At 42.6% G+C, this 26,074-nt stretch carries 26 protein-coding genes; 20 read left to right on the forward strand and 6 right to left on the reverse strand.

Annotated features, from left to right (window positions below; all coding sequences use genetic code 11):
- Nucleotides 1-367: 367 nt before the first annotated feature.
- The 11 genes from MIS45_RS09215 to tsaD all read left to right on the forward strand — a co-directional run bounded on the left by MIS45_RS09215 (nt 368) and on the right by tsaD (nt 11,676).
- Nucleotides 368-643, forward strand: coding sequence for a YbeD family protein (locus tag MIS45_RS09215; protein ID WP_249448426.1), 276 nt, complete (start codon nt 368-370; stop codon nt 641-643).
- Nucleotides 644-710: 67 nt separating this feature from the next.
- Nucleotides 711-1,313, forward strand: coding sequence for a lipoyl(octanoyl) transferase LipB (gene lipB, locus MIS45_RS09220; RefSeq protein ID WP_249450310.1), 603 nt, complete (start codon nt 711-713; stop codon nt 1,311-1,313).
- Nucleotides 1,314-1,365: 52 nt separating this feature from the next.
- Nucleotides 1,366-2,091 carry an SDR family oxidoreductase gene (locus MIS45_RS09225; protein ID WP_249450311.1) on the forward strand — a complete coding sequence of 242 codons (726 nt, stop codon included), beginning with the start codon at nt 1,366-1,368 and terminating at the stop codon, nt 2,089-2,091.
- 49 nt (nt 2,092-2,140) lie between these two features.
- Nucleotides 2,141-2,332, forward strand: coding sequence for a DUF5397 family protein (locus MIS45_RS09230; RefSeq protein ID WP_249450313.1), 192 nt, complete (start codon nt 2,141-2,143; stop codon nt 2,330-2,332).
- Nucleotides 2,333-2,335: 3 nt separating this feature from the next.
- Nucleotides 2,336-2,614, forward strand: a complete 279-nt coding sequence (locus MIS45_RS09235) for a virulence factor (RefSeq protein ID WP_249450314.1) — start codon at nt 2,336-2,338, stop codon at nt 2,612-2,614.
- Between the two features lie 37 nt (nt 2,615-2,651).
- Complete coding sequence (gene lipA, locus MIS45_RS09240; protein ID WP_249450315.1) at nt 2,652-3,638, forward strand: lipoyl synthase; 987 nt, start codon at nt 2,652-2,654, stop codon at nt 3,636-3,638.
- An 87-nt stretch (nt 3,639-3,725) separates the two neighbouring features.
- Nucleotides 3,726-3,860, forward strand: coding sequence for a hypothetical protein (locus MIS45_RS11415; protein WP_283397420.1), 135 nt, complete (start codon nt 3,726-3,728; stop codon nt 3,858-3,860).
- Entirely contained in the window at nt 3,853-5,481 is a 1,629-nt protein-coding gene (locus MIS45_RS09245) for a site-specific DNA-methyltransferase (protein ID WP_249450316.1), read from the forward strand. Before MIS45_RS11415 ends, MIS45_RS09245 begins: the two co-directional genes overlap by 8 nt.
- A 12-nt stretch (nt 5,482-5,493) precedes the next feature.
- On the forward strand, nt 5,494-8,151 hold the full coding sequence (locus MIS45_RS09250) for a DEAD/DEAH box helicase (protein ID WP_249450317.1): 2,658 nt from the start codon (nt 5,494-5,496) through the stop codon (nt 8,149-8,151).
- 712 nt (nt 8,152-8,863) lie between these two features.
- Nucleotides 8,864-10,438 carry an AbgT family transporter gene (locus tag MIS45_RS09255; protein WP_249450319.1) on the forward strand — a complete coding sequence of 525 codons (1,575 nt, stop codon included), beginning with the start codon at nt 8,864-8,866 and terminating at the stop codon, nt 10,436-10,438.
- A 149-nt stretch (nt 10,439-10,587) separates the two neighbouring features.
- Nucleotides 10,588-11,676, forward strand: coding sequence for a tRNA (adenosine(37)-N6)-threonylcarbamoyltransferase complex transferase subunit TsaD (gene tsaD / locus MIS45_RS09260; RefSeq protein ID WP_249450320.1), 1,089 nt, complete (start codon nt 10,588-10,590; stop codon nt 11,674-11,676).
- A gap of 183 nt (nt 11,677-11,859) precedes the next feature.
- Here tsaD and dusA read toward each other — a convergent pair whose 3' ends face one another.
- The 4 genes from dusA to MIS45_RS09280 form a co-directional block, all read right to left on the reverse strand.
- Nucleotides 11,860-12,873, reverse strand: a complete 1,014-nt coding sequence (dusA, locus tag MIS45_RS09265; RefSeq protein ID WP_249450321.1) for a tRNA dihydrouridine(20/20a) synthase DusA — start codon at nt 12,871-12,873, stop codon at nt 11,860-11,862.
- 189 nt (nt 12,874-13,062) lie between these two features.
- Complete coding sequence (locus tag MIS45_RS09270) at nt 13,063-13,941, reverse strand: LysR family transcriptional regulator (RefSeq protein WP_249450322.1); 879 nt, start codon at nt 13,939-13,941, stop codon at nt 13,063-13,065.
- Between the two features lie 162 nt (nt 13,942-14,103).
- Nucleotides 14,104-14,940 carry a substrate-binding periplasmic protein gene (locus MIS45_RS09275; protein ID WP_249450324.1) on the reverse strand — a complete coding sequence of 279 codons (837 nt, stop codon included), beginning with the start codon at nt 14,938-14,940 and terminating at the stop codon, nt 14,104-14,106.
- 152 nt (nt 14,941-15,092) lie between these two features.
- Nucleotides 15,093-16,250, reverse strand: a complete 1,158-nt coding sequence (locus MIS45_RS09280; protein ID WP_249450325.1) for an extracellular solute-binding protein — start codon at nt 16,248-16,250, stop codon at nt 15,093-15,095.
- 480 nt (nt 16,251-16,730) lie between these two features.
- On the opposite strand from MIS45_RS09280, the gene minC reads away from it, so the two are divergent.
- The 4 genes from minC to MIS45_RS09300 all read left to right on the forward strand — a co-directional run bounded on the left by minC (nt 16,731) and on the right by MIS45_RS09300 (nt 19,964).
- The gene (gene minC, locus MIS45_RS09285; RefSeq protein ID WP_249450327.1) at nt 16,731-17,771 is read left to right on the forward strand and encodes a septum site-determining protein MinC; all 1,041 of its coding nucleotides are present in this window, start codon (nt 16,731-16,733) and stop codon (nt 17,769-17,771) included.
- A gap of 139 nt (nt 17,772-17,910) precedes the next feature.
- Nucleotides 17,911-18,723 carry a septum site-determining protein MinD gene (gene minD / locus MIS45_RS09290; protein ID WP_249442340.1) on the forward strand — a complete coding sequence of 271 codons (813 nt, stop codon included), beginning with the start codon at nt 17,911-17,913 and terminating at the stop codon, nt 18,721-18,723.
- A 3-nt stretch (nt 18,724-18,726) separates the two neighbouring features.
- Entirely contained in the window at nt 18,727-19,038 is a 312-nt protein-coding gene (gene minE, locus MIS45_RS09295) for a cell division topological specificity factor MinE (RefSeq protein ID WP_249446715.1), read from the forward strand.
- Nucleotides 19,039-19,040: 2 nt separating this feature from the next.
- Nucleotides 19,041-19,964, forward strand: coding sequence for a LysR substrate-binding domain-containing protein (locus MIS45_RS09300; protein WP_249442342.1), 924 nt, complete (start codon nt 19,041-19,043; stop codon nt 19,962-19,964).
- Nucleotides 19,965-20,032: 68 nt separating this feature from the next.
- Here the strand turns inward: MIS45_RS09300 and MIS45_RS09305 are convergent, their stop codons facing one another.
- Complete coding sequence (locus MIS45_RS09305) at nt 20,033-20,701, reverse strand: HAD family hydrolase (RefSeq protein ID WP_249450328.1); 669 nt, start codon at nt 20,699-20,701, stop codon at nt 20,033-20,035.
- A complete protein-coding gene (gene hda, locus MIS45_RS09310) occupies nt 20,698-21,366 on the reverse strand; it encodes a DnaA regulatory inactivator Hda (RefSeq protein ID WP_249451374.1) in 669 nt (222 codons plus the stop codon). Before hda ends, MIS45_RS09305 begins: the two co-directional genes overlap by 4 nt.
- 325 nt (nt 21,367-21,691) lie before the next feature.
- On the opposite strand from hda, the gene pxpB reads away from it, so the two are divergent.
- From pxpB to MIS45_RS09335, 5 genes are all read left to right on the forward strand, one after another.
- Nucleotides 21,692-22,339, forward strand: a complete 648-nt coding sequence (gene pxpB / locus MIS45_RS09315; protein WP_346766872.1) for a 5-oxoprolinase subunit PxpB — start codon at nt 21,692-21,694, stop codon at nt 22,337-22,339.
- Nucleotides 22,340-22,487: 148 nt separating this feature from the next.
- Entirely contained in the window at nt 22,488-23,414 is a 927-nt protein-coding gene (locus MIS45_RS09320; RefSeq protein ID WP_249445726.1) for a 5-oxoprolinase subunit C family protein, read from the forward strand.
- A 51-nt stretch (nt 23,415-23,465) separates the two neighbouring features.
- On the forward strand, nt 23,466-24,203 hold the full coding sequence (gene pxpA, locus MIS45_RS09325) for a 5-oxoprolinase subunit PxpA (RefSeq protein WP_249450330.1): 738 nt from the start codon (nt 23,466-23,468) through the stop codon (nt 24,201-24,203).
- Between the two features lie 33 nt (nt 24,204-24,236).
- Complete coding sequence (locus MIS45_RS09330) at nt 24,237-24,716, forward strand: hypothetical protein (RefSeq protein ID WP_249450332.1); 480 nt, start codon at nt 24,237-24,239, stop codon at nt 24,714-24,716.
- Between the two features lie 129 nt (nt 24,717-24,845).
- On the forward strand, nt 24,846-26,027 hold the full coding sequence (locus MIS45_RS09335) for an NRAMP family divalent metal transporter (RefSeq protein WP_249450334.1): 1,182 nt from the start codon (nt 24,846-24,848) through the stop codon (nt 26,025-26,027).
- Nucleotides 26,028-26,074: the final 47 nt, after the last annotated feature.

The raw sequence follows: 26,074 nt of genomic DNA on the forward strand, positions 1-26,074 counted from the left end.
TTTCTATTTTGATAATTTTAAAATAAAAAAAACAAATATTTAGTTAAATATAAGAAATATCGGATTCAAGAATCCGCCCTACAATTTTGAGTTTCACAAAGGTTTCAACTTATAAAAACAAAATCATCTTGTTTTTCAGGCAGCCTATTTAAATGGCACAAATAACATAAAACAATCATGCGGTAAAACATTGGAATCCCCCGCAACTTTTGCGTTAAAATAACCGCCCTTTCAAAAATTAGGTCGGATTACGGATTAGATTTAGATTAGGACAAATTAGAAGTCGTGGGTGTTAAGTATGACAAATTAAGCTAGCCCTGTTTCATCTAAATCTTACTCTCTATACCATCATTTTTTAGGATACATCATGTCTCAACAAGCTGAACAAAAACCTTTAATTGAATTTCCAACCGATTTCAATCTCAAAATTATGGGTGCTCAACATCCTGATTTTGCATCTGAAATCTTAAAAGCCATTCAACAACATGCCCCAAATACCACTGAACAACACATCAAATTGCGTCCTAGTTCAGGTGGTAATTTTGTCGGTGCAACGGTTACCGTTCATGCGCAAAGTCAAGAACATTTGGACAATATTTACCGCAGCGTAACTTCTCATCCAATGGTAAAAGTAGTATTTTAAGTTTTCAGGCTGCCTTTTTAATTGATGTAGCCTGAAAAATCATTTTATTGATAATAAAAGATAAATTATGAAAATTGTCAAACTGGGCAGACGCGATTATCAACCCGTGTTTGAAGCGATGAAACAATTCAACGACACGCGTGATGACGATACTGAAGACGAACTATGGCTAGTGGAACATTACCCTGTGTTCACACAAGGCTTGGCTGGCAAACCCGAGCATTTGCTGTTTTCAAGCGATATTCCTGTGGTGCAAATTGACCGTGGTGGACAGATTACCTACCACGGATTAGGACAACTCGTTGTTTACACTATGATTAATTTTAAACGCCGCAAACAAAGTGTGCGTCATATTGTTTCCGCATTAGAAAATACCATCATTGCCACACTTGCTGAATATGGTATTCAGGCTGCCAACGACCCGCAACGACCAGGGGTTTATGTGGGCGAGCGCAAAATTGCATCTTTGGGTTTGCGGATTAAAAATGGCTCGGTTTATCATGGGCTTGCGCTGAATGTGAACATGGATTTGTCGCCATTTCAGCAAATCAATCCTTGCGGTTATGCAGGCATGGAAATGGTGCAAATGGCGGATTTGTTGCCGCAAACACCTGATTTGGATGAAGTGGCGGATAAATTGACGGCGCATTTGATGCGTGAATTGGCGTAAGTTTTTAGGCAGCCTGAAAACCGCAAATAAATATGATAAAGAAAGAATCCAAATGACCCCAAATGGACACACCGTCCTGATTACAGGTGGCGCAACAGGTATCGGTTTTGCGCTGGCAAAACAATTTCATAACGCAGGCAACCAAGTTATTTTGGTTGGACGGCGCGAAGACGTGTTGCAACAAGCCGCCGCACAACTTTCAGGCTGCCGTTATGCCGTTGCCGATGTATCCAAAGCCGAAGACCGTGAACGTTTGGCGCGTGATTTTGCCGATGTGAACGTGTTAATCAACAACGCCGCCATTCAATACACCAAGCCGCTTGCCGAACAAACCGATGCCGAAATTGTACAGGAAATTGACATCAATCTGACCGCGCCTGTATTGCTCACACAAGCATTTATGTCCGTGTTGCAAGCCAAGCCGAGTGCGGCAGTGGTTAATGTGTCATCGGGTTTGGCGATTGTGCCGAAAGAAACCTGCGCCCTGTATTGCGCCACCAAAGCCGCGTTGCACAGCTATTCACAAGTATTGCGCTGGCAATTGGAAGCGACCCATGTACGCGTATTTGAAATTTTACCGCCAATGGTCGCCACGCCCTTATCACAAGGCAAAGGTCATGCCAATTTAAAAATTTCGCCCGATGAACTCGCCGCCGAATTTTGGCGTGATTTCCAACGCGACCATTATGAAATCATGGTAGGCAAAAGCAAATGGCTCTATTGGATAAACCGCATTTCGGCAACATTGGGGCAACGGATTATGCGTAAGGGTTTATAATGCGAGTTATTTCAGGCAGCCTGAAAAATTACCAAATAAAGGAAAAATCATGATAAATCAACAGAATATTCCAACTGGCGAAGTGCGGACTTTTGGCACATTTGGCGTGCCTTATTTGGTCGGCAAAGCGGAACAGGAATTGCCCAATGGCGACATTTTGGTGGGCATTGAATTGTTGGAAAGTGGCGAGCATGAACAATATCCGCTCTCCCATTTGTTGCAAGACCCGAAAGCCAATTAAATTATGTATGCGATTTCATTTGATTTGGTCGTTTCCGACACCCAAAATGCCCACCCAAAAGGCGTAAGCCAAGCCTATCAAGATATTGGCGCAACCCTACATCAATACGGTTTTGAGCGCGTTCAAGGCAGCCTGTATATCAATGACAATGAAGACATGGCAAACCTGTTTTCTGCCATTCAAGCCTTGAAAAATTTGGCGTGGTTTCCCACTTCTGTGCGTGATATTCGCGCATTCCGCATTGAGCAATGGTCGGATTTTACAAAATTTGTGAAAACCTAATTTGAGCCAGCATTCAACATTTAAGAGAGAAATAAAAATGACCACCGAAACCACCAATCCCCTATCCAACGCACAAGGCATTAAACACAAAGGCGCAGACAAAACCGCGCGTATTCCCATCAAAATCGTACCATTAGAAGAAAAAATCAAAAAACCCGAATGGATTAAAGCCAAAATCCCAACTGGCAAAAAATTCTTTGAAATCAAAAATATTTTGCGCGACCAGAAAATGCACACAGTTTGCGAAGAAGCGTCCTGCCCGAATATTGGCGAATGTTTCAGCAAAGGCACAGCCACATTCATGATTATGGGCGACATTTGTACGCGCCGTTGTCCGTTTTGCGATGTGGGACACGGTCGCCCCAATCCGCTTGACCCCGATGAGCCGAAAAATCTCGCCGAAAGCGTGGCAGCGATGAATTTACGCTACGTTGTGATTACATCGGTGGACAGGGACGATTTGCGCGATGGCGGCGCACAGCATTTTGCCGATTGCATTAACGCCATTCGTGAACGCAGCCCGAATACGAAAATTGAAATTCTCGTGCCTGATTTCCGTGGGCGTTTGGACATTGCACTGGACATTTTGTCCAAAAATCCGCCCGATGTGATGAACCACAATTTGGAAACCCACCCGCGTTTGTACAAACAAGCGCGCCCAGGGTCGGATTACAAACATTCTTTGGAATTGTTGCGAAGATTCAAGGAAATGCAACCGAATATTCCCACCAAATCGGGCATTATGGTTGGTTTGGGCGAAACGGACGATGAAGTCCGCGAAATCATGCGCGATATGCGCGAGCATAATATTGAGATGATTACGGTGGGGCAATATTTGCAGCCGTCTGACGGGCATTTGCCTGTGTTGCGCTACGTTACGCCCGATATGTTCAAGCAATTTGAAAAGGAAGCCTATGAAATGGGCTTTACCAATGCGGCGATTGGCGCGATGGTTCGCAGTTCGTATCATGCTGATGTGCAAGCGGAAGAAGCGTTGAAAGAAAACGGTTGCGGTCATCATTGATTTTTAGCAGAGAAAACATTCAGGCAACCTGAAAATGTTTCAGGCTGCCTGAAAAATATATTTTATTCATTTTTTAAGGATAAAGTTATGGCAACGCACGCACGCACGCACGCACGCACGCACGCACGCACGCACGCACGCAATTATACTCAAAATCAATCAATAAATCAATTATTTAAACAGAAATTAAACACATTAATTCAGGAGAATCATCATGCCTGAATTAATGTGGTCTGGTAAAGACAAAGTCAAATTTCATCATCATGATGTTCCTTTTTATCTTTTAAATCAGCAATATCATTTTGTTGCCGAAGAGGGCAAACCGCAAAACCGTGAAGACAATATTCTGATTCACGGCGACAATCTGCTTGCACTCAAATCACTGCTGCCTGAATTTGGCGGCAAAATCAACTGCATTTACATAGACCCACCGTATAACACAGGCAATGAAAACTGGGTGTACAACGACAATGTGAACGACTCGCGCATTCAAAAATGGTTGGGCGAAGTGGTGGGCAAAGAGGGCGAGGATTTTTCGCGCCATGACAAATGGCTGTGCATGATGTATCCGCGTTTGAAATTGCTGAAACAGCTTTTGGCAGATGATGGAGTGATTTTTATCAGCATTGATGATAATGAACAAGCCTGCCTGAAATTGATTTGTGATGAGATTTTTGGGTATGGGAATTTCGTTGCCCAATTTTCAATTAAAAGACAAGGTGGGCGACAAGATAGTAAATTTTTTGCCAAAATAACAGAATACATTTTTTGTTATGCGAAAAATAGCAACCAATTTATTTCAGGACAAGATATTAAAGAAAATGAAAGTTATCCCAAATTTGATAAAAATAAACAACAATTTTATAAAACTCAATTGTTAAGAAAATGGGGAAATAGCAGTTTAAAACAAGATAGACCGAATTTATATTATGCAATCCCAGCACCTGATGGTAACGATGTTTTCCCAATTATCTATTCTGATAATGGTGAAAAAATTGATGGGCGTTGGCGTTGGAAACCCAAAAAAATGGAAAAAGCGTTAAAAGATGGGTTAATTGAATTTATTAAAGATAAAAATAACAATTGGATTGCGTATGAAAAAATTTTCCAGCCTGAAAGTGGTGGGAAAAGTAAAAAATTTTCCACTTGGTTGGAAAAACTTAATGTAAGTGGCAGTGCCGAATTAAAAGATATTTTCGGCTCATCGGTTTTTGACTATCCAAAACCACCACAATTATTAGAATTAATTTTAAAAATGGCAAATGTTAATAAAAACGCCATTATCCTAGACAGCTTTTCAGGCAGCGGTACCACCGCCCACGCTGTTTTGTCGCTCAACAAAGATGGTGGCAACCGCCGCTTTATCGGCGTGGAAATGATGGATTACGCCGAAACCATTACTGCCGAACGCATTCGCCGCGTGATAAACGGCTACGGCAACAAACCCGAAACACAAAATGGCACAGGCGGCGGTTTTACGTTTTACACAATCGGCGACCCACTGTTTATCGCTCCCGATACACTCAACCCCAATGCATCGCTTGCCGCCATTCGCCAATACATCGGCTATACCGAAAATTTGCAGCAAACATGGCAGCCTGAAAACGGTGTTTCGCCGCACGCATTGGGCTATCAAAACGGCACAGCGTATGTGTTTTATTATGAACAAGACGAAGTTACCACGCTGGATTTGCCCTTTTTGCAAACGCTGCAAGCCACAGGGCTGCCTGAAAAACCTGAATGCTGGGTCATTTACGCCGATAAAGTGGTTTTGACTGAATCGCAATTAAAAACTTTTAATATCGTGTTTAAACGCATTCCGCGCGATATTTCACGGTTTTAACAGGGGAAAATAATGGAATTGAAAAAATATCAGCAAACCGTGATTGACGATTTGCAAGCCTATTTAAATGTGCTTTTGGCACATTCAGGCAGCCTGAAAAGCAGTTTTGCCGAATATTGGCAAAACCACGCGTGTACCCCTTTGGCGGCAGACAAAATTGAACCGTATCACGATAAATTAAACGGTGCGCCCAATGTGTGCGTGAAAGTCCCGACGGCGGGCGGTAAAACGTTTATTGCTGTCAATGCTTTGCAGCCGATTTTTGTGGCGCGTGAATATTTTGGCGCACAAGAACCACGCATGGTGGTTTGGCTGGTGCCGTCTGAAAGCATTTTGTCGCAAACGCTTGCCAACTTGGGCAATCTGCAACACCCATACCGCCAAAAACTGAACGTGGATTTTTCAGGGCGAGTGAGTGTGTTGGACAAAGAAAAAGTGTTACGCGGACATGAGTTTGACGCCGATTCTGTGCGACATGGTGTGTCCATACTGGTGATGACGTTTGACAGCTTAAAAGGGCGCAGCAAAGATGTTTTACGCGCTTATCGTGAAAACCCCAATTTGTCATCGTTTGCCGATTTCAGGCAGCCTGAAAACGAATTGGCAGAATACGACAATACTTCTTTAATCAATGTGTTGCGTGGTTTAAAACCTGTTGTGATTGTGGATGAAAGCCACAATGCCACCACAACTTTATCGCAAGAAATGTTGGCAAATTTAAATCCCAGTTTTGTATTGGAACTGACCGCCACACCGCATGAAAAAAGCAATATCATCAGCTATGTCGGCGCATTGGAACTGAAAAAAGAACAAATGGTGAAACTGCCTTTGATGATTAGCCAACAGCGTAACCAAGCCGATGTAATGATGGCAGCAATGACTTTGCGCCACAATTTGGAAATCGCTGCCACAAACAGTGGGCAAGCCTTTATCCGCCCGATTGTGCTGTTTCAAGCCGAACCGCGCAGCAAAGACGACAAAGCCACGTTTGATAAAGTGAAACAGGAATTGCTGAATTTGGGCATTCCAGAAAATCAAATTGCAATGAAAACCAGCGAAATCAATGAGCTGAAAAATGTGGATTTGATGTCACCTGATTGTGCCATTCGCTTTGTGATTACCGTGAATGCACTCAAAGAAGGCTGGGATTGCCCGTTTGCCTATATTTTGGCGAGTTTGGCAAACAAATCTTCGGTGGTGGACGTTACTCAAATTGTGGGGCGTGTGTTGCGCCAGCCCTATGCGCGAAACCATGTTTTGCCTGAACTGAATTGCAGCTATGTGTTCACATCTTCCGAGAAATTTCATGAAACGCTGGCTAATGTGGCAAAAGGTTTGAATGCAGCAGGGTTCAGCGAACAAGACTACCGTATTGCACAAGAAACAGAAAATGAAACTGAAAACGATTTCAGGCAGCCTGAAACTGTTGTGCAGCCTGAATTGAGTTTGTCTGCGCCTGAAATGCCATCTGAACCCTGTGTTGATGATGAGAATTGGCGCATTCCCAATACATTCAAGCTGCCTGAAAACGGTATGGCGGTTTCATCGTCCAATCCGATTGCACAAAAAATGGCACAATTACAACAAAATACCGCCCAAATCAGCCAAGCGTTCAGCCACACGGCACAAAAAACCGAACATGCTTTGCCACCCGAATTATCAGGAAAAACCAATATGCAAAAAATGCGCGATGAGTTTGTGAATGAAATGATGAATTTCCGTTTGCCACAATTTGTGCAAGCAGGTTTCAGCAATGAATTGTTTGTGGAAAATAGTGAAAAAGTCTTGTTTGATAAAGATAATTTGCTTACATCATTTGAATTACGAAAAGCCGATAGAAACATTGACTTTGGCAATATTGAAACGGTGCTGTATGCCAGTGAAATTGATGAAAAAGGCAAAGTGGATTTTTCGCCACTCAAAGGCAAAGAAAAACAGTATTTTGCCGATTTGTTCAGCCAAAGCAGCGATGAAAGTCAGCAAAAAATGTTGGTTAAAAAACTGTTTGAATTGGCTGACAAAAAAAGTTTCTATCCGATTAGCGACAACGACGTACGCGAATATTTACGCGATATTGTGAACACCATGGCGGCAGCGCAACGGCAACATTGCTTTGAACATCTGCATCAATATTTTGCCGCCATCAAACAGAAAATTGACGGCTTGGCGCGTGAATTTTCGGAAAAAGAATTTAAGAAACAACGTGATATTGATGATATTGTTTTGCAGCCCATGTACGCTTTTTCACCCGAAATTTTGCCCAAAGAACTGGCTGTACCATTAAGCCAAAGCCTGTACAGCCGTGAAAGCAAAATGAGTGATTTTGAAGTAAAAATGTTGCGCCAAATTCTGCAAGATGATGGTATCCGCTTGCGTTGGTGGCATAGGAATGAGGAGCGAAAAGGCTTTTACATCAATGCTTTTATCAATCACTATCCCGACTTTATTTTATTGACTGAAAACGGTACAGTCATTTTACTGGAAACCAAAGGCAGCCAACTGGACGGCAGCGACAGTCAAGCAAAAATCCGTGCAGGTTTGGCATGGGAAAATGCCGCCAATGCACTGAATGATGGGCACAAATACCGTTATATGATGGTGTTTGAACAAAATCAATTAGATGGGACTTATTCTTTGGCGGAAGCATTAGAGAGATTGCGACATTGGTAAATAATACAGGCAGCATGAAAATTTGTAGGCTGGATATTAAAATCCAACATTATTAAAATAAAAACAAATGTTTGCTTAGTCTGAGAAATGTCGGATTCATGAATTCAACCTACCATTTTAGGTCTTGCAAAAGTTTCAGGTAGCATTTTCTTTTCCAAATAATGTAGTCTGATGTAGTTTTAACATCCGTTTTCCGTTATAATCCACGCCGTTTTATCATTTTCTACAACTTAATAGTGAATTCAATTTAAACCAGTACAGCGTTGCCAGCTCCCTTATGTACTCGGTGTACATGGCAGTCGCTGTCGCCTTGTCCTGATTTAAATTGAATCCACTATAATTTCAAACAACTATAAAACGAAACTAAATTTTTATATCTGTTAGTAAGTATGCCAGAATAAAAATTTCATAAAATTAAATAATAAATTATTGCTTTATAAATATTTTAATATAATTGCTTTCCCAAACTTTCCTGTCAAATTAATGATTTTCGCAAAACATTTGAACCAAAATATAGTGGATTGAATAATAGATTAATCATATTAAAACAATTTTTGGTATCACAAAAAATCCTTTCTACTTACTGTTCAGGCTGCCTGAAAACAATTATTTCTGTTTTTCATTACATATATACCATTTAATTGTTTGAATTTTTTAAACTACTACACCATAATCCTTGTTTTCATTTAATTTTTGCATTCAGGAGGCTGTTATGAATCAATCTGATTCCTTAAAAAACAAACGTTTGCATAAATTACTCAATACAATTGAATGGTTAGGTAACTTATTGCCACATCCTGTGATTCTATTTTTGATTTTTATCGGTATTTTACTGCTCACATCGGCAATAGGCTCTTATTTTGATTGGAGTGTCATTGACCCACGTCCAGAAGGCGCAAAAGGTCGTGCCGAAGATGGTATGATACGCGTCGTCAATTTAATGAATGGCGAAGGCGTAGTCAAAATACTGGAAAACTTAGTCAGCAATTTCACAGGATTTGCACCCTTGGGTTCTGCATTAATTGCATTATTAGGTGTGGGTGTGGCAGAACGTTCAGGGTTAATTTCTGCTGCTATGCGTGCGCTGATTTTAAATGCCCCTAAACGATTGATTACATTAGCCGTTGTGTTTGCAGGTGTAATTTCTAACGTGGCTTCTGAATTAGGTTATGTAGTCATCATCCCCTTATCTGGCATGGTATTTTATGCTTTGGGACGACACCCAATTGCGGGCATTGCGGCAGCCTTTGCTGGGGTATCGGCAGGTTATAGTGCCAATTTATTGATTGGTACGGTAGACCCAATTTTGTCAGGTATCACACAACAAGCTGCACGCATGATTGCGCCAGAATACACCGTTGGAGCAGAAGCCAACTGGTATTTCATGGCATTTAGTGCCATTTTCATTTCATTATTGGGTTGGTTGATTACTGAAAAAATTACTGAACCACGTTTGGGCAAATACGAGCCAGAAGAAGGTTTACAAGATGCAAATAATCTCAATATGCAACAATTAACAAATGAAGAAAAACGCGGCTTGAAAGCAGCTGGTGTTACCTTACTCATTCTAACTGGCATCGTTTTGGCATTACTGCTGCCTGAAAATGGTATTTTGCGCAATCCCAAAACAGGCTCAATTACCAACTCACCCTTTATGCATGGTATTGTAGCGTTTGTATTTATTTTCTTTTCCATCACAGGTATTGTGTTTGGACGCGTAGCAGGAACAATGAAAGGCAGCGCACAAGTCATTGAAGGCATGGAAAGTTCCATGAAATCTATGGCTCTATATTTGGTTTTAATTTTCTTTGTTTCACAATTCGTTGCATATTTTAGTTGGAGTAATTTGGGCCCTATTTTAGCCGTACAAGGTTCAGAATTTTTGAAAAACATTGGCTTAACAGGAGGTACGTTGATGTTCTTCTTTATTTTGATTTGTGCATTCATCAATTTAATGATTGGTTCAGCTTCAGCACAATGGGCAGTAACCGCACCAATTTTTGTACCCATGTTAATGCTCGCAGGCTACGCTCCCGAAACCATTCAGGCTGCCTACCGCATTGGCGACTCTGTTACCAACATTATCACACCTTTAATGAGCTTTTTCGGCTTGATTTTAGCGGTGTGTATTCGCTATAAAAAAGACATTGGCGTAGGTAGTTTGATTGCGATTATGCTGCCCTACTCAGTCATTTTCTTGCTGGCTTGGAGTTTATTATTCTGTATTTGGGTATTTGTTTTAGGTTTACCCGTTGGACCTGGCTCACCCATTTATTATCAACCCTGAATAAATAACTATTTATCAATCGGTTGATTTTTAAAAATCATGATTTTCAGGCTGCCCTACCCTGCACGATAAATTGTTGATTACCCACAATCTATTCCCATAGAGAGTAGGTTTCAGGCAGCCTGAAAACACATTTAAAAGAAATCAAAATGATAGTATTAGGAATTGAATCATCATGCGATGAAACAGGTATCGCGATTTACGACACAGAAAAAGGCTTAATTGCCAACCAGTTACACACACAAATGGCGATGCACGCCGAATATGGCGGTGTGGTGCCAGAGCTTGCCAGCCGCGACCATATTCGCCGACTGGTGCCACTCACGCAGGCTGCTTTGCAGGAAAGTGGCTTGCAATACAGTGATTTAGACGCAATTGCCTACACGCAAGGGCCGGGTTTGGGTGGCGCATTGTTGGCAGGTTCAGCGTATGCCAATGCTTTGGCGTTTGCATTAGACAAGCCGGTTTTACCTGTTCATCATTTGGAAGGGCATTTGTTGTCGCCACTTTTGGCGGACGATGTGCCTGAATTTCCCTTTGTTGCGTTGCTAGTGTCTGGCGGACACACGCAATTTATGGCGGTACGCGATTTTGGCGATTACGAATTACTCGGCGAAACAGTAGATGATGCGGCTGGGGAAGCTTTTGATAAAACAGGAAAACTGATTGGTTTACCTTATCCAGCAGGTGCGATTTTGTCGCAATATGCGAAATTAGGGCAGCCTGAAACATTCAGTTTCCCGCGCCCCATGTTGCATAGCCCTGATTTGCAAATGAGTTTTTCGGGCTTGAAAACGGCGGTGCTGACAGCAGTAGAAAAAACGCGGGCGGAACTGAATTTATCGCCCACAGACGCATTGCCCGAACAAATGCGCAATGATATTTGTCGCGCCTTTCAAGATGCGGTGGTGGACGTGTTGGTGGCGAAAGCCAAACGGGCGTTGTTGCAAACGGGATTTCGCTGTTTGGTGGTGGCGGGCGGCGTGGGCGCGAACTGGAAATTGCGCGAAGAATTGGCAAATTTAACCGTGCAGCCCACGCCAAAAGGGCAGCCTGAAACGGTGCAAACGTATTTTCCGCCACTTCCGCTTTGTACCGATAATGGCGCGATGATTGCGTTTGCAGGTGCCATGCGTTTGCAACACGAAGTGGCACAGGCGCTACGGGCTGGGGCATTTGATGTGAAACCGCGTTGGTCGTTGCGTGAGATTGTGCGTGAGAATGCGCAGGCTGCCTGAAACTCAATAAACCGACTAAAAATATCTTCACTTTATTTTCAGGCTGCCTATTTATAGTGGATTCAATTTAAATCAGGACAAGGAGACAGCGACCGCCATATACACCTAGTATATAAGGGAGCTGGCAATGCTGTACTGGTTTAAATTGAATTCACTATAATTAAATAGGCAGCCTGAAAACCATCATGATAAAGATTCTTCCTGCAAACCACGCTCCACTGCCGCCCATGCTTCCAGCAATAATTCAGGGCGACTGTCTTTCAGCAAATCCGCATCCGACAACATTCTGCGCCACACTTTTGCGCCGTGTAAACCGTGCATCAAACCCAAATAATGACGTGCCATGTGGCGCAAAATCGTACCACGATTGGCAGCTAATTGCGTTTGTGCATAGGCATACAAGCGTTGTACCAATTCGTCATACGCGATTTCAGGCTGCATATCGCCGTAAAACAAGTTATCCCAATTACGCATAATCATTGGATTGTGATACGCCTCGCGCCCAATCATCACGCCGTCCACATGGCGCAAGTGTTCGGCAATTTCTGCGTTGGTTTTGATGCCGCCGTTGATGATGATTTCTAAATCAGGAAATTCTTGTTTCAAACGATAAACATAATCGTATTTCAGCGGCGGAATATCGCGGTTTTCTTTGGGCGACAAGCCGTCCAGCCACGCATTTCGCGCGTGAACAATATAAGTGCGACACGCGGTTTTGTCGCGCAAGGTGCCGACAAAATCCGCCACGATTTGATAATCGGTTTGACGGTCAATGCCGATGCGGTGTTTTACGGTAATATCGCAATCGGGTGCCGCATCTTGCATGGCGTTCAGGCAGCCTGAAACCAAATCCACTTCGCCCATTAAACAGGCACCAAACGCGCCTTTTTGTACGCGTGGACTGGGGCAGCCGCAATTTAAATTGATTTCATCGTAACCATATGCGCCGGCTTTTTGGGCAGCTTGGGCGAGCAAAGCGGGTTCGCTGCCGCCTAATTGTAAGGCAACAGGATTTTCGCATTCGTCTTTGAGCAAAAAACGTTCTGGGTCGCCATACACGATTGCGCCTGCGTTAATCATTTCGGTGTAGAGCCATGTGTGACGGCTGATTTGTCGCGCCATGTAGCGATAATGGCGGTCAGTCCAATCCAGCATCGGGGCAATGGATAAACGGCGTGATGGGCGTTTTTTATTCATATTTTTTGTTCTTTCACTATTTTTATTGACAAGGCAGCCTGAAAATGTGTTTTTTATAGTCGTTTAAAATAAAAATAATACCGCGTTGCCAGCTCCCTTATGTACTAGATGTACACGGCGGTCGCTGTCGCCTTGTCTTATTTCTATTTTAAACAACTATATTTTTTTCAGGCTGCCTATTTGATTGAATTAAGCACATTGTTCCGCCATAAAATCAATAAAACTGCGGACTTTGGCTTTCATAAATTGGCGATTGGCATACACGGCATATAACGGTGGCTCAATCATTGGCAAATCGGGTAATAAACGTACCAATTTTCCCGTTGCCAAATCATCGTCCGCCAACCATGCAGGCATATAGCCAATACCCGCATCTGAACGTATCATTGCCGCTACCATTTGCGTGTGGTTGCTGCGTGTTTTACCGTGTAACTGAACAGAAATTTCTTCACCTAAATAATCCAGTTTCAGCTGCGACATATCGGTATAAGTTGGCAAAATAACGTTGTGTTGCGCCAAATCTTGCGGTGTTTTCGGTGTACCATGTTGCGCTAAATATATGGGTGTAGCGACCAAATAAAATGGGATGGCACCCAATCGTTTGGCGATGATGTTTTCGGACAGACTATCCGACAAACGCAATGCCAAATCTTCGCCATCGCTGTTCAAATCCACATGGCGATTGGTTAGCGTTAATACCACGTCCACTTCGGGATAACGTGCTTGATACGCGGCGACCATGCGGGCAAATTTGTCGCAAGCAAACCAAACAGGCGCACTCACGCGTAAAGTACCTTGTGGCGTGGTTTTGCCTGCAGCTGCTTGTTCGGCTGCTTGCCCGAGCAATTCCAGCGCGTGTACGCAATCACGGTAATAGGCTTCGCCTTGTTCGGTGAGTTTCAGGCTGCGGTTGTTGCGATACAATAGTTGCGCGGCAATGTGTTTTTCCAAATGGGCAACGTGTTTGCTTGCCATTGGCGTGGAAATATCCAATAAATCGGCAGCGCGTGTGAAGCTGCCGCTTTGCACCACTTGGCAAAATACTTTCATGCTGAATAATGTGTCCATATTGCCGAAAACCTGTGTTGTGTGAGTGCTTATTTTATCATGTGCAATACTTTCAGGCTGCCTTATTGTTTAAATTGAATTCACTATAAAATGCTTAATATAAAAGGCAGCCTGAAAACAAAAAACCGCATATTAAATTATGCGGTTTTTTAATACTCCTAATTATTGTGCTGCTTTTGGATACCATTTATCGATAATTTGTTGATAAGTGCCATCAGCTTTCAAATCATCAATACCTTTATCCAACTTGGCTTTCAATTCAGTATTGCCTTTTTTCAATACCCAACCAAATGGAATGGTTCCCGATTTTTCATCAACCAAAGTGTAATAAGAAGCATCGGGTTTCAAATAAGTATTCAGCACTGCATCTACATCATAAGTTGCAACTGCGTTGCCTTGCGCCATTGTAGTCAAACCCATATACACCGTATCCACCAATACAGGTTTATCGGTAATCCCCGATGCTTTTAATTGCGTTTCAGACAAACTGGCTTTTTGTACCGCAATCGGTTTACCTCTTAAATCGTCAAAACTGTTGAATTGGTTTTGTTGTTTATCAACAATCGCAACCCATTTCGCATCAAAATATGATTTAGAGAATGTGTATAGCTGCTCACGTTCAGGTGTAATATTCACACCCGTTGCCACAATATCCGCTTCCCCTGCATTCACTGTTTCCAACAGCCCCGTCATCGCATGAGGAACAAATCTCAGACTAAATCCTTCTTTTTTGGCAATCGCATTGAGCAAATCCATATCCAACCCAATCATTTCACCTTTATCGCCACGAGTGGCAAATGGTGGATAAGATGGTTGGCTCATCACAATATAGGTTTCACCACCATTATTGGATTCTTGCACAGTTGCCGTAGCCGAACCTGTGGCAGTTTCCGTAGTAGCAGCCGTTTTGTCTTGTTCCTGAGCTGCAGGTGGTGCATCATTACAAGCAGCCAACAATACAACAGGCAAAATCAAAGTAGATAAAATACTTGGTTTCATGTGTGTTACTCCTTAGATAGAATGACAGCTAAATAATCACAATAGCTTAAAAATTTGTTTTCCCCATTATGAGCCATAAAAAACAGCCCAAAAACATCATATCGTGTTTTCAGGCTGCCTGTTAAAAAATCACACTTTTAAGTGCAAAAATTCTATTTCATGCGTAATTTTTGCCACAGTGCAGTTGTTTGTTTTTTCGCCTCATCGGACATTTGTGGCATCACAAAACCCGCTGCCATATCTTCTGCTGTTGGGAAAATAGAACGCGTTGCCACCAATTCAGGATTCATTTTCTCACGTGCTGGCAAGCTCGCTGGTGCAAATGTTACCGCATTACCATTTTTTGCCGCAATTTCAGGGTCTAGCGTGTAGTTGATGTATTTGTGTGCATTGGCAACGTTTGCGGCATCTTTCGGAATCACCCAAGATTCCACCCAAAAGCCCATGCCTTTTGGTGTCAAAACTTCAATACCAACATTATTTTTGGCTTCTTCCGAACGCGCTTTTGCCAAATTCAAATCACCACCATTACCCGCAGTCAAACAAATATTGCCGTTAGCCAAATCATCAATATACGATGCTTTGAATTGCTTGATGTCGCCACGAATCCCTTGCAACACTTTTGCTGCTTCTTCAATATCTGCAGGATTAGTGCCTTTCGGGTCTTTACCGATGTAGTTCAACACAATCGGGAAGATTTCACTTGGCGAATCCCACAATACCACACCACATGATTTCAATTTGCTGGTGTATTCAGGTTTAAACAATAAATCCCAAGCATTTTCAGGCAGCTGTCCACCCAATAATTCTTTACCTTTTGCAGTAATCGCCAAAGTATTGGCACCAGAGAAATAAGGCACAGCATATTCAGTTGCTTGAGGGTCGGCCTCTTCCAATAATTTCAACAAAGCAGGGTCAATATTGGTGTAATTTGGAATCAAATCTTTGTTGATTTTCTGATAAGCACCTGATTTAATTTGACGTGGCAAGAATGCAATCCCTGGTACGCCCAAATCAAAACCAGATTTACCTGTCAGCATTTTCGCTTCTAATTGCTCATTGCTTTCATACAAGGTATAAGTCAAATTCAAATTGTTGGCTTTTTTGAAGTCCTCCACAGTGGATTCGTCCACATAGTTTGACCAGTTGTAAATATTCAACGTGTCAGTTTGCGGCAAATTACTTGCAACCGCTGCTCCAGAGGCAGCTGTTGTACTTGTAGGCGCAGCTTTATCAGCGTTTTGGTTAGATTGACCGCCACAGGCTGCCAGAGTCATCAGAATGATGGTGCTTAACAGGGTTTTTTTCATTATCTTATCTTCTCGTTAGGAGTTGTTAAAAAAGGAATGGGCATTGTAAAGTCCCTGTTTTTAAAATGCAATATGCTTATTCATTTTTATGATGAATTTAGAGGTTAATAACAGCATAGTTAGGTTAGACACAATATTTGTTTTGCAGATAACAAGCTCAATGCATGATACCCCCTTCAGGCTGCCTATTTATGCTAGAAGCTAAATGACAGCCTAAAAACATAATATAAAAATAATACGGTAAACAATAAAATAGCGATAAAAGTAAACTATTAAAATCATGGGCGCACATTTTAAAGTTATGAGTTCCATCTTCAATAAAGCATTACCTATTAACACCTAATTTCACAACATAAATTAGCCATTTCTCCAAAAAAATCCCTATGAAAAGAATTACCATTTACCTCTGTATATTCCTTGAATAAATAGGTTAAAACAGGTAAACTGCCAGCCTTAATTGAATAAAACAATCATATCCATATGAAACCTGCTTTTGATTTAAAATCTGCACGCTTGCGTGTAGAAGCACTCACTGTGCGATTAAGCACAACAGACAGTGAAGCCATAGCGGCACTTCTTGCAGAAAAACAAGAACAATATCAAATCTTTACATCTATGCCTTTTATTTTAGATGCCAGCCATTTATCTTCTAGTAATCATTTGGATTTGGAGAAAATTGTGGCAATCTTTGCGGCACAGCAGTTGCGTGTCGTGGCATTACGCCACAATGAACATGATTGGTCGGATAAAGCCAAACAAGCAGGATTAATGTGGCTATCATCGGAAAAACATGAACATACTATCTCATCTGAACATCACGATGAAGCTGCTGATTTAGCTGAACATGATGCAGCTGTCGCGCTTTCACAACAAAATGATGTAACGCAGCCTGAAAACGCATCATGCGAAGAAAATACCGATATTCAGGCTGCATCTTCTGATAATGAAAATAATGAATCCGAAGAGCAGCCTGAAAACATAAAATCTGAAGAAAATACGGATATTCAAACCACATCTTCTGATAACGAAAACAATGAATCTGAAGAGCAGCCTGAAAACGCAGAATCTGAAGAAACCGCCAATATCCAAACTGTATCTTCTGATAATGAAAACAATGAATCTGAAGAGCAGCCTGAAAACGCCGAAACTGAAACTGAACCTGAATTAGAATTAACTGCACGTCCCACAATGGTCATTAATCACCCAGTGCGTACTGGTCAGCAAATCTACGCACAAAAATCCGATTTATTGGTGTTGGGCATAGTTAGCGAGGGTGCGGAATTGATTGCAGATGGTAATATTTATGTTTACGCACCAATGCGTGGACGTGCATTAGCAGGCGAATCAGGCGATAAAAATGCGCGGATTTTCATTCAATCTATGCAAGCAGAGTTGGTTTCTATCGCGGGAATATATCGTGTATTTGAACAAAATCTGCCACCACATTTGCACAAACATGCGGTACGGATTGAATTGCAAGAAGATGACCGTTTAGCGATTTCAGCGATTAATACGCAATAATTAGGTAGTCTGAAAAGAATTTAAAATAAGGTATAGCTAATTTGTATCAAAATACTGTTTCAAATATGCTTATTTTAGATTTATCTATTTTCAGGCAGCCTGAAAAAACAATTAACTCAACAAGAAAGTGTAAACAACAATGGCAAAAATTATTGTAGTAACATCAGGTAAAGGTGGCGTTGGTAAAACCACCACATCAGCAAGCATTGCAACAGGTATTGCGTTACGCGGTCATAAAACAGCCGTGATTGACTTTGATGTGGGCTTGCGTAACTTGGATTTGATTATGGGTTGCGAACGCCGCGTGGTTTATGATTTAGTCAATGTCATTCAAGGCGAAGCAACTTTGAATCAAGCCTTGATTAAAGACAAACATTGCGAAAATTTGTTTATTTTGCCCGCTTCTCAAACGCGCGATAAAGATGCTTTGACCAAAGAAGGCGTGGCGCGTGTTTTGAGTGGCTTGATTAAAGAATTGGGTTTTGAATACATTATTTGCGACTCGCCAGCAGGGATTGAAACAGGTGCGTTAATGGCATTGTATTTTGCCGATGAAGCGATTGTTACCACCAACCCAGAAGTTTCTTCCGTGCGCGACTCTGACCGTATTTTAGGAATTTTGCAAAGTAAATCACGCAAAGCTGAAAAAGGTGAGCAAGTCAAAGAACATTTGCTGATTACTCGCTATTCACCCGAGCGTGTGGAAAAAGGCGAAATGTTGTCGGTTGATGATATTAAAGACATCTTGCGTATTCCATTGATTGGTGTGATTCCTGAATCGCAAAATGTATTGCAAGCATCAAATGCTGGCGAACCCGTAATTCACCAAAGTGATGCCGTTGCAGCACAAGCATATGAAGACGTAGTAGCCCGTTTATTAGGGGAAAATCGCCCTATTCGTTTCTTGGAAGTGGAGAAAAAAGGTTTCTTCCAAAAATTGTTTGGAGGCTAAATCATGTCTTTAATTGATAAATTATTTGGCAAAAAACAAACAACTGCTAATTTAGCACGCGACCGTTTGCAAATTATCATCACGCAAGAACGCGCCAATCGTGATGCAGAAAACAGTACGCCCGATTATTTGCCGACTTTGCAAAAAGAATTGCTGGAAGTGCTGTCTAAATATGTGAAAATTGAGTTAGATGACATCAATATTTCCCATGAAAAACAAGATGGCGTGGATATGTTGGCATTAAATATCACGCTGCCTGAAAATAAGGTAACAGGAACATCTAAACAGCCTGAATCCGCTAAAAAAGGGAGATAATCATGACTTTAACTGAGTTACGCTACATTGTGGCAGTGGCGCAGGAAAAACATTTTGGTCGTGCTGCACAACGTTGCCATGTTAGCCAACCAACTCTTTCTATTGCCATTAAAAAATTGGAAGAAGAATTGGGTTTATCACTATTTGACCGCAGCAGCAATGAAGTGATTACGACTGAATCTGGTACACGCATTGTGTCGCAAGCACGGCGTGTATTGGAAGAAGTAGAAGTCATTCGCCATTTGGCAAATGAGGAACAAAACCAACTGGAAGGTACATTTAAACTAGGTTTAATTTTTACCGTTGCACCTTATTTATTGCCCAAATTAATCGTAGCTTTGCGTGATGTTGCGCCTAAAATGCCATTAATTTTAGAAGAAAATTATACGCATGCGCTAACTGAATCACTCAAACGTGCCGAAGTGGATGCAATTATTGTTGCCGAACCTTATTCAGAATCGGGTGTAGAAACTATCCCATTGTATGATGAGCCATTCTTTGTGATTGTCCCCAAAGGACACAAATTTGAAGAATTGGATGCCGTTTCTACCGCAGATTTGGCAGAAGAAAATGTCTTGCTGCTGACCGAAGGCAACTGTATGCGCGACCAAATTTTGGGCTCATGCAGCGAGTTAGCAGCCAAACAGCGCGTAGCAGGTTTGGCAAGCACCTTGCAAGGCAGTTCATTAAACACCATTCGCCACATGGTTGCTAGTGGTTTAGGTATCAGTATTTTGCCATCAACTGCATTAACCGATAACGACCATATGTTGTTCTCTATCGTTCCATTTGAAATGCCTGTACCCAGCCGTCGCGTTTTATTAGCATATCGCCGTAACTTTGTACGCCCACAAGCCTTAACTGCAATCAAGCAAGCAATTATGGCAGCACATTTAGCAGGTGTATCGTTTATTGAACCTGTTTAATTTGGCAAAATATAGGGACTAAAAATTAAGGCAGCCTGAAAATTTTCAGGCTGCCTTTCATATTGATTTTACATAAAATTCAATACCACCCATCCTCGTTTTTTTGCATGAGCCAATAATTCAGCATCAGGATTAACAGCAACCGCTTCATCCACTGCTTCCAACAACGGCAAATCATTATGCGAATCACTGTAAAAATATGTTTTACTATAATCAGCCAAAGTTTCGCCACGCGCCATTAACCATTCATCCAAGCGTGTAATTTTACCGCCTTGCAAACTCGGCACACCCACCACTTTTCCCGTAAAATAGCCATCAGCATCCACTTCCAACTGAGTTCCAATAATATTGGTAATGCCAAACAAATGACAAATTGGCGTAATCACAAATTCATTGGTAGACGAAATCACCAATAGCTCATCACCCGCCTCGCGGTGTCCACGCACCAACATTTGCGCCATATTGCTGATATGCGGTTTAATGTGTGTTTCCACAAATTCACGATGCAATTCATCCAGTTGTGTACGATTTAAATGTCGAATTGGCTCAATTTCAAACGCCACAAAATCTTCAATTTTCAGGCAACCATTCAAATAATCTTGATAAAATTGTTCATTTTTCGCAGCCGCTTCTTCTGCATCCAACAAACCTTTTTCAATTAAAAATTTAGGAAATTCATTATCACTATCGATGTTGATAAGCGTGTGGTCAAGGTCAAAAATAGCAAGATTTTTCATGATTGTTCCTGTTGTTTGAGTAAACGGCGTAAAAGCGGCAAAGTAATGGGCTTGCCTTGTGTAATAGAATAATTAGCTAAATCATTGAACATACTGATTAAACTATTCAAATCTTGTCGCCAATGGTCAAGCAGATACTGATAAATCATCGGGTCAATGTTGAGTTGCCTTGCTTTTGCCATATTGCTCAACGCATCAATTTTTTCTTGTTTACTCAATGATTTAACTTCGTATGCCAAGCAATATCCCATTCGGGTACGCAAATCTTCACGCAACTGTAATTTAGCAGGTGCAACATCGGCAGAAAGCAATAAATGTCCTTTATGACTATTGCGGAATTGATTGAATATATAGAATAAAACTGCTTGTTCGTTTGCGTTGAGCTTTTCCACTTGGTCAATTGCCACAAAATCAGCATCTGCGGCGGCATCAGTTAGCGTGGTATGACCCACATCAATATAAACCGCCGTTTGCCCTGCTTGCAACGCCTGCCCAACCCACGCTTGCAAAATATGGCTTTTACCTGAACCCTGTTCGCCCCAAATATACAAAAACTGGTCATGTTCTTGTTGCAAATAATAAATCAGCTCGGCATTGGCTGTGCCAAGCAATTTATCAAATGTGGGGTAAGCAGGTTCATCAAAATCAAAGGCTTGCTGGTTCACGGCTTGGGTCAAATAGATTTAAAGTTGATAAGAATTGTAATGTTTGGGTGGGGAATTGTCTAGCTTTGTTCAGGCAGCCAAAGTTTTTAAAATGCTTGCCTATCCTTATTGAAATTATTATAACCTATTGAATTTAATAATTAATATAATTAACACTGTTGTAAATCTTTAGGCCGGTTTTTAATTCTTGGTTTCGCAGGAAATCTATTATGTATTTCAATTCAGAATTGGCAAAATTTCAAATAGTCGGTATTTTCAGGTTACTGCATTGACAAATTAGTTGTAGTATTTTATATTTTCACAAAAAATAACAAAACTTAACTAAATTATGATAGAAATTAACAATATTAGCGAGAATGCCTTGTGTTGCACTTTGCCGCCGCCTGCCGAATTGTCCAAACAACAACGATGGTGGGCATTTGCCGATTCGCTGCAAGCATTACCCGAGATTGCCGAAGTGGTGGTTGGTATGAATAACGTTACCGCTTTTACCCACTACGGCACCGATTTAATAACGCTTTCAGGCAGCCTGAAAGAAATTTGGGAGCGGACTCAAGCAGGTCATCATCAGGGACGACATGTTGATATCCCTGTGGTGTATGGTGGCGAATTTGGCGAAGATTTGGCAGAAGTTGCCGCTTTTCACGGTATTACTACTGCTGAAGTGATTGCTCGCCACACTGCGCCTACTTACACCGTATTTATGATGGGTTTCCAGCCTGGTTTTCCCTATTTGGGAGGATTGCCTGAAAACTTACACACACCACGCCGTGCCGTGCCGCGTGCGTCTGTGCCTGCAGGTTCGGTAGGCATTGGCGGTGCACAAACAGGCATGTATCCGTTTGCTTCGCCAGGCGGTTGGCAGATTATCGGGCGCACTTTTGCACCACTGTTTCAGGCTGCCGCCATGCCGCCAACTCTATTGAATGCAGGCGATACAGTACGTTTTGTAGTGGAACGGATTGAAAAATAAGTATGTTCGGCACATGCTGACCGAACAGCGGATAATGGATTACAGCCTGAAATATTTATCCGCCGCAACGTGGGCAACAATTTGCCCACATATTTTTTAGTACAACCAATCGGCTTTTTCAGGCAGCCTGAAAAAAAGGACTTGCATTATGTTAGAAATACTTGAATGCGCTACATTGGCGAGCGTACAGGATTTAGGACGCTACGGTTTACGCCGACTCGGCATCGGACACGCAGGTGCGATGGATACACTCGCGCTCAAAGCAGGTAACTTGTTGCTGCAAAACGAAGAAAATGCTGCCGCCATTGAAGTTGCGCTCGGTTCAATCAGCATGCGCTTTGAACGTGATACACCGTTTTGTCTCACAGGCGCGGTATATCAGGCAGATTTGGACGGCGAAAGCGTGCATTCCTATTGGCGCTACACCGCCCGTGCAGGGCAAACCCTGCGCTTGATACGCGCTGTGCACGGCATGTATGGTTATGTTTGTGTTCATGGTGGTTTGGATGTTGCCGAAGTATTGGGCGCACGCAGCACCGATTTAAAAGCCGCATTCGGTGGACACCAAGGACGGAACCTGAAAGCAGGCGACCGCATCGCTTTGGGCGGCAGTGCGTGTGAAATGCAGCGCATTGGCATTGCCCCCATTCCGTTTACCAACCGCATTCATGCGCTGCCATCGTCCGAATACACCGCATTTACGCGCAATGCACATTACCGCTTCTGGCAAAACCCATGGACGCTACAAAGCGACAGCAACCGCATGGGCTACCGTTTTGGCGGTAGTGTACTGAACAAGGTTAAAGAAATAGAAATGTTGTCGCACGCTGTGCAGTTTGGCACGGTGCAAGTACCGCCAAGCGGTCAGCCGATTGTATTGATGGCAGACACGCAAACCACGGGCGGTTATCCGAAAATAGCGACTGTGGTGGCGGCAGATTTGGGGCATTTGGCGCAAATCCGTTTTGGTAGCAAGGTGTTTTTTCAGATTGCCACACCACAGGAAGCAGCTAAATTGAAACGGCACAATGAAGCGTATTTGCATCAAATTGGAGTGATTGCAAAGAAAAAATGAACTTTCAGGCAGCCTGAAAAAAAATAAAATGATTCAAAAGGATAAATAAAAATGCAAGTAGATTTAAATGCCGATTTAGCCGAAGCCTGTGGCGTGGACGAAGCCTTATTGCAACGCGTAACGTCCGCGAACATTTGTTGTGGCATACACGCAGGTGGCGCAGAACACATCGCACAAGCCCTTGTTTGGGCAAAAGAAAATGGCGTTCGTGTGGGCGCACACCCCAGTTTCCCCGACCGCGAAAATTTCGGCAGAAAAAACATGGATTTGCCAGCAAACGAATTACGCGCTTGGCTTTTGTATCAACTGGGCGCGGTGCAAACTTTGTGCGACCATTTTGGCGTGGAAATGGCGTATGTGAAACCGCATGGCGCATTGTACAACCAATCGGCACAAGACATTGATTTGGCAAATTTAATCGCGCAAACCATACGCGAATTTAACCCCAAATTGAAATTGATGGGGCTTTCAGGCAGCCTGCACATTCAGGCAGCACAAAACGCAGGTTTGGGTGTGATTTCCGAAGTGTTTGCCGACAGACGTTATTTGCCAGACGGTTCGCTGGTGCCACGTTCGCGCCCCGATGCGACCGTGTCCAGCGATGATGAAGCGGTGGAGCAAGTGTTGCAAATGGTGCGAGATGGCTCGGTTACGGCTGTGGACGGCAGTCGCGTGGCGGTGCAAACCGACAGCATTTGTTTGCATGGCGATGGGGCGCACGCGCTTGAATTTGCCGATAAAATTCGCAAGGCTTTGGCGGATAATGGGATAAAAATTCAGGCAGCCTGAAAAATTCAGAAAACATTTTAATCAAGGAAAAACATGTCATCAATCAATGGTTTTGGCACAAGATTTTACGGTGAATGTGATTATCAAAGTGATGGTTCATACACCTCAACTTATTGGATAATATTGGCATTTATCCCAGTTATCCCTTTATACAGCGCACGCATTTTGCACAAAGAAGGCACTCGCTATCAATATGAAAAAATACCAATTGACTGGCAACAAGTTTTCCGAATTTGGGCATTTATCGTGGCATTGGCAAGCGGCTATTTGATGTGTGTCATGTGGATAAATCAAGCACAAATCAGCGAAGAAATTCGCATGTTAATTTTGATTGCCTATCCCGTCATCATGTTATTGCTACCCAGTTTTTTGCGTTACCAAGCTAAAAAATGCATTGTATTTCAACCCCATGTGCAATTATTGCCCGCCATTTCAAAGAAAACCATTTTTCTGGTGGTGCTGTTAATCATTTGCGTGGCATTGTTGCAAGTGTATTTACAAATGGAAAATTGATTTTCAGGCAGCCTGAAACCATTTTTTAAGCAGAAACAGAACGAGCGAAGTTTTAATATGGCGCGTTAGCGACATGGGCTCATCCAAAAAGATTTTTATTTTTAACCACTTATCAGGAGTGTAAAAATCATGTCTCAACAATCCAATCGCCGTAATGCCCTTTTGGGCGCGGCTTTTTTGATGGCAACTTCCGCCATTGGGCCGGGTTTCTTAACCCAAACCGCCACGTTCACGCAAAAACTCGCTGCGAGTTTTGGTTTTGTGATTTTGCTGTCCATTATTTTGGACATTGGCGCACAACTGAATATTTGGCGCATTATTGCCATTTCGGAAAAACGCGCCCAAGACATCGCCAATGAAGTTTTCCCTTATGCGGGCTATTTTTTGGCTTTGCTGATTGTGATGGGCGGTTTGGCGTTCAACATCGGCAATGTGGGCGGTGCTGGTTTGGGCTTGAATTTGTTGATGGGCGTAACGCCTGAAACGGGCGCGATTATTTCGGGTGCGATTGCGATTGGCATTTTCTTGTTCAAAGAAGCGGGCAAGGCAATGGACAAATTCGCGCAAATCATGGGTTTTGTGATGATTGCGCTGACGGTTTATGTGGCATTCCAAGCCAATCCGCCTATGGGCGAAGCGGTGGCGCGGACGTTTGTGCCTGAAACGCTTGACCCGATTGCAATCGTCACGCTGGTGGGCGGTACTGTGGGCGGTTACATCACGTTTGCGGGCGCACACCGTTTGTTGGACGCTGGTGTGAAAGGCAAAGCTGCATTGCCCGAAGTGAGCCGCAGTTCCATTACGGCAATCTTGATTGCGTCTGTGATGCGCGTGGTACTGTTTTTGGCGGTGCTGGGCGTGGTGGCGCAAGGCGTGGCTTTGGATAAAGCCAATCCTGCATCTACACCATTCCAACACGTTGCAGGTAATTGGGGTTTGATGATTTTCGGCATGGTGATTTGGGCGGCATCTGTTACTTCTGTGATTGGCGCGGCTTATACTTCGGTGTCGTTCATTTCCAGTTTCAGCCCGAAAATTGAACAACATAAAAACTGGGTAATTATTGCCTTTATCGTGGTTTCAACGGCTGTGTTGGCAACGATTGGTCGCCCTGCCCAAGTGTTGGTTTTGGTGGGTACGTTAAACGGCTTTATTTTGCCGATTGCTTTGGGTTTGATTTTGTTGGCGGCGCATAAGACAAAAATAGTCGGCGATTACAAACACCCCGTTTGGATGACGATTTTTGGTGCGTTGGTGGTGATTGCCATGGCAATTTTGAGCGTGCAAACCTTTATTAAATATTTAGGTTAATTATAAAAAAATCATAAAAAGGCAGCCTGAAAACCAATTTTGTGTTT

Source organism: Wielerella bovis, assembly GCF_022354465.1.
GTDB lineage: Bacteria > Pseudomonadota > Gammaproteobacteria > Burkholderiales > Neisseriaceae > Wielerella > Wielerella bovis.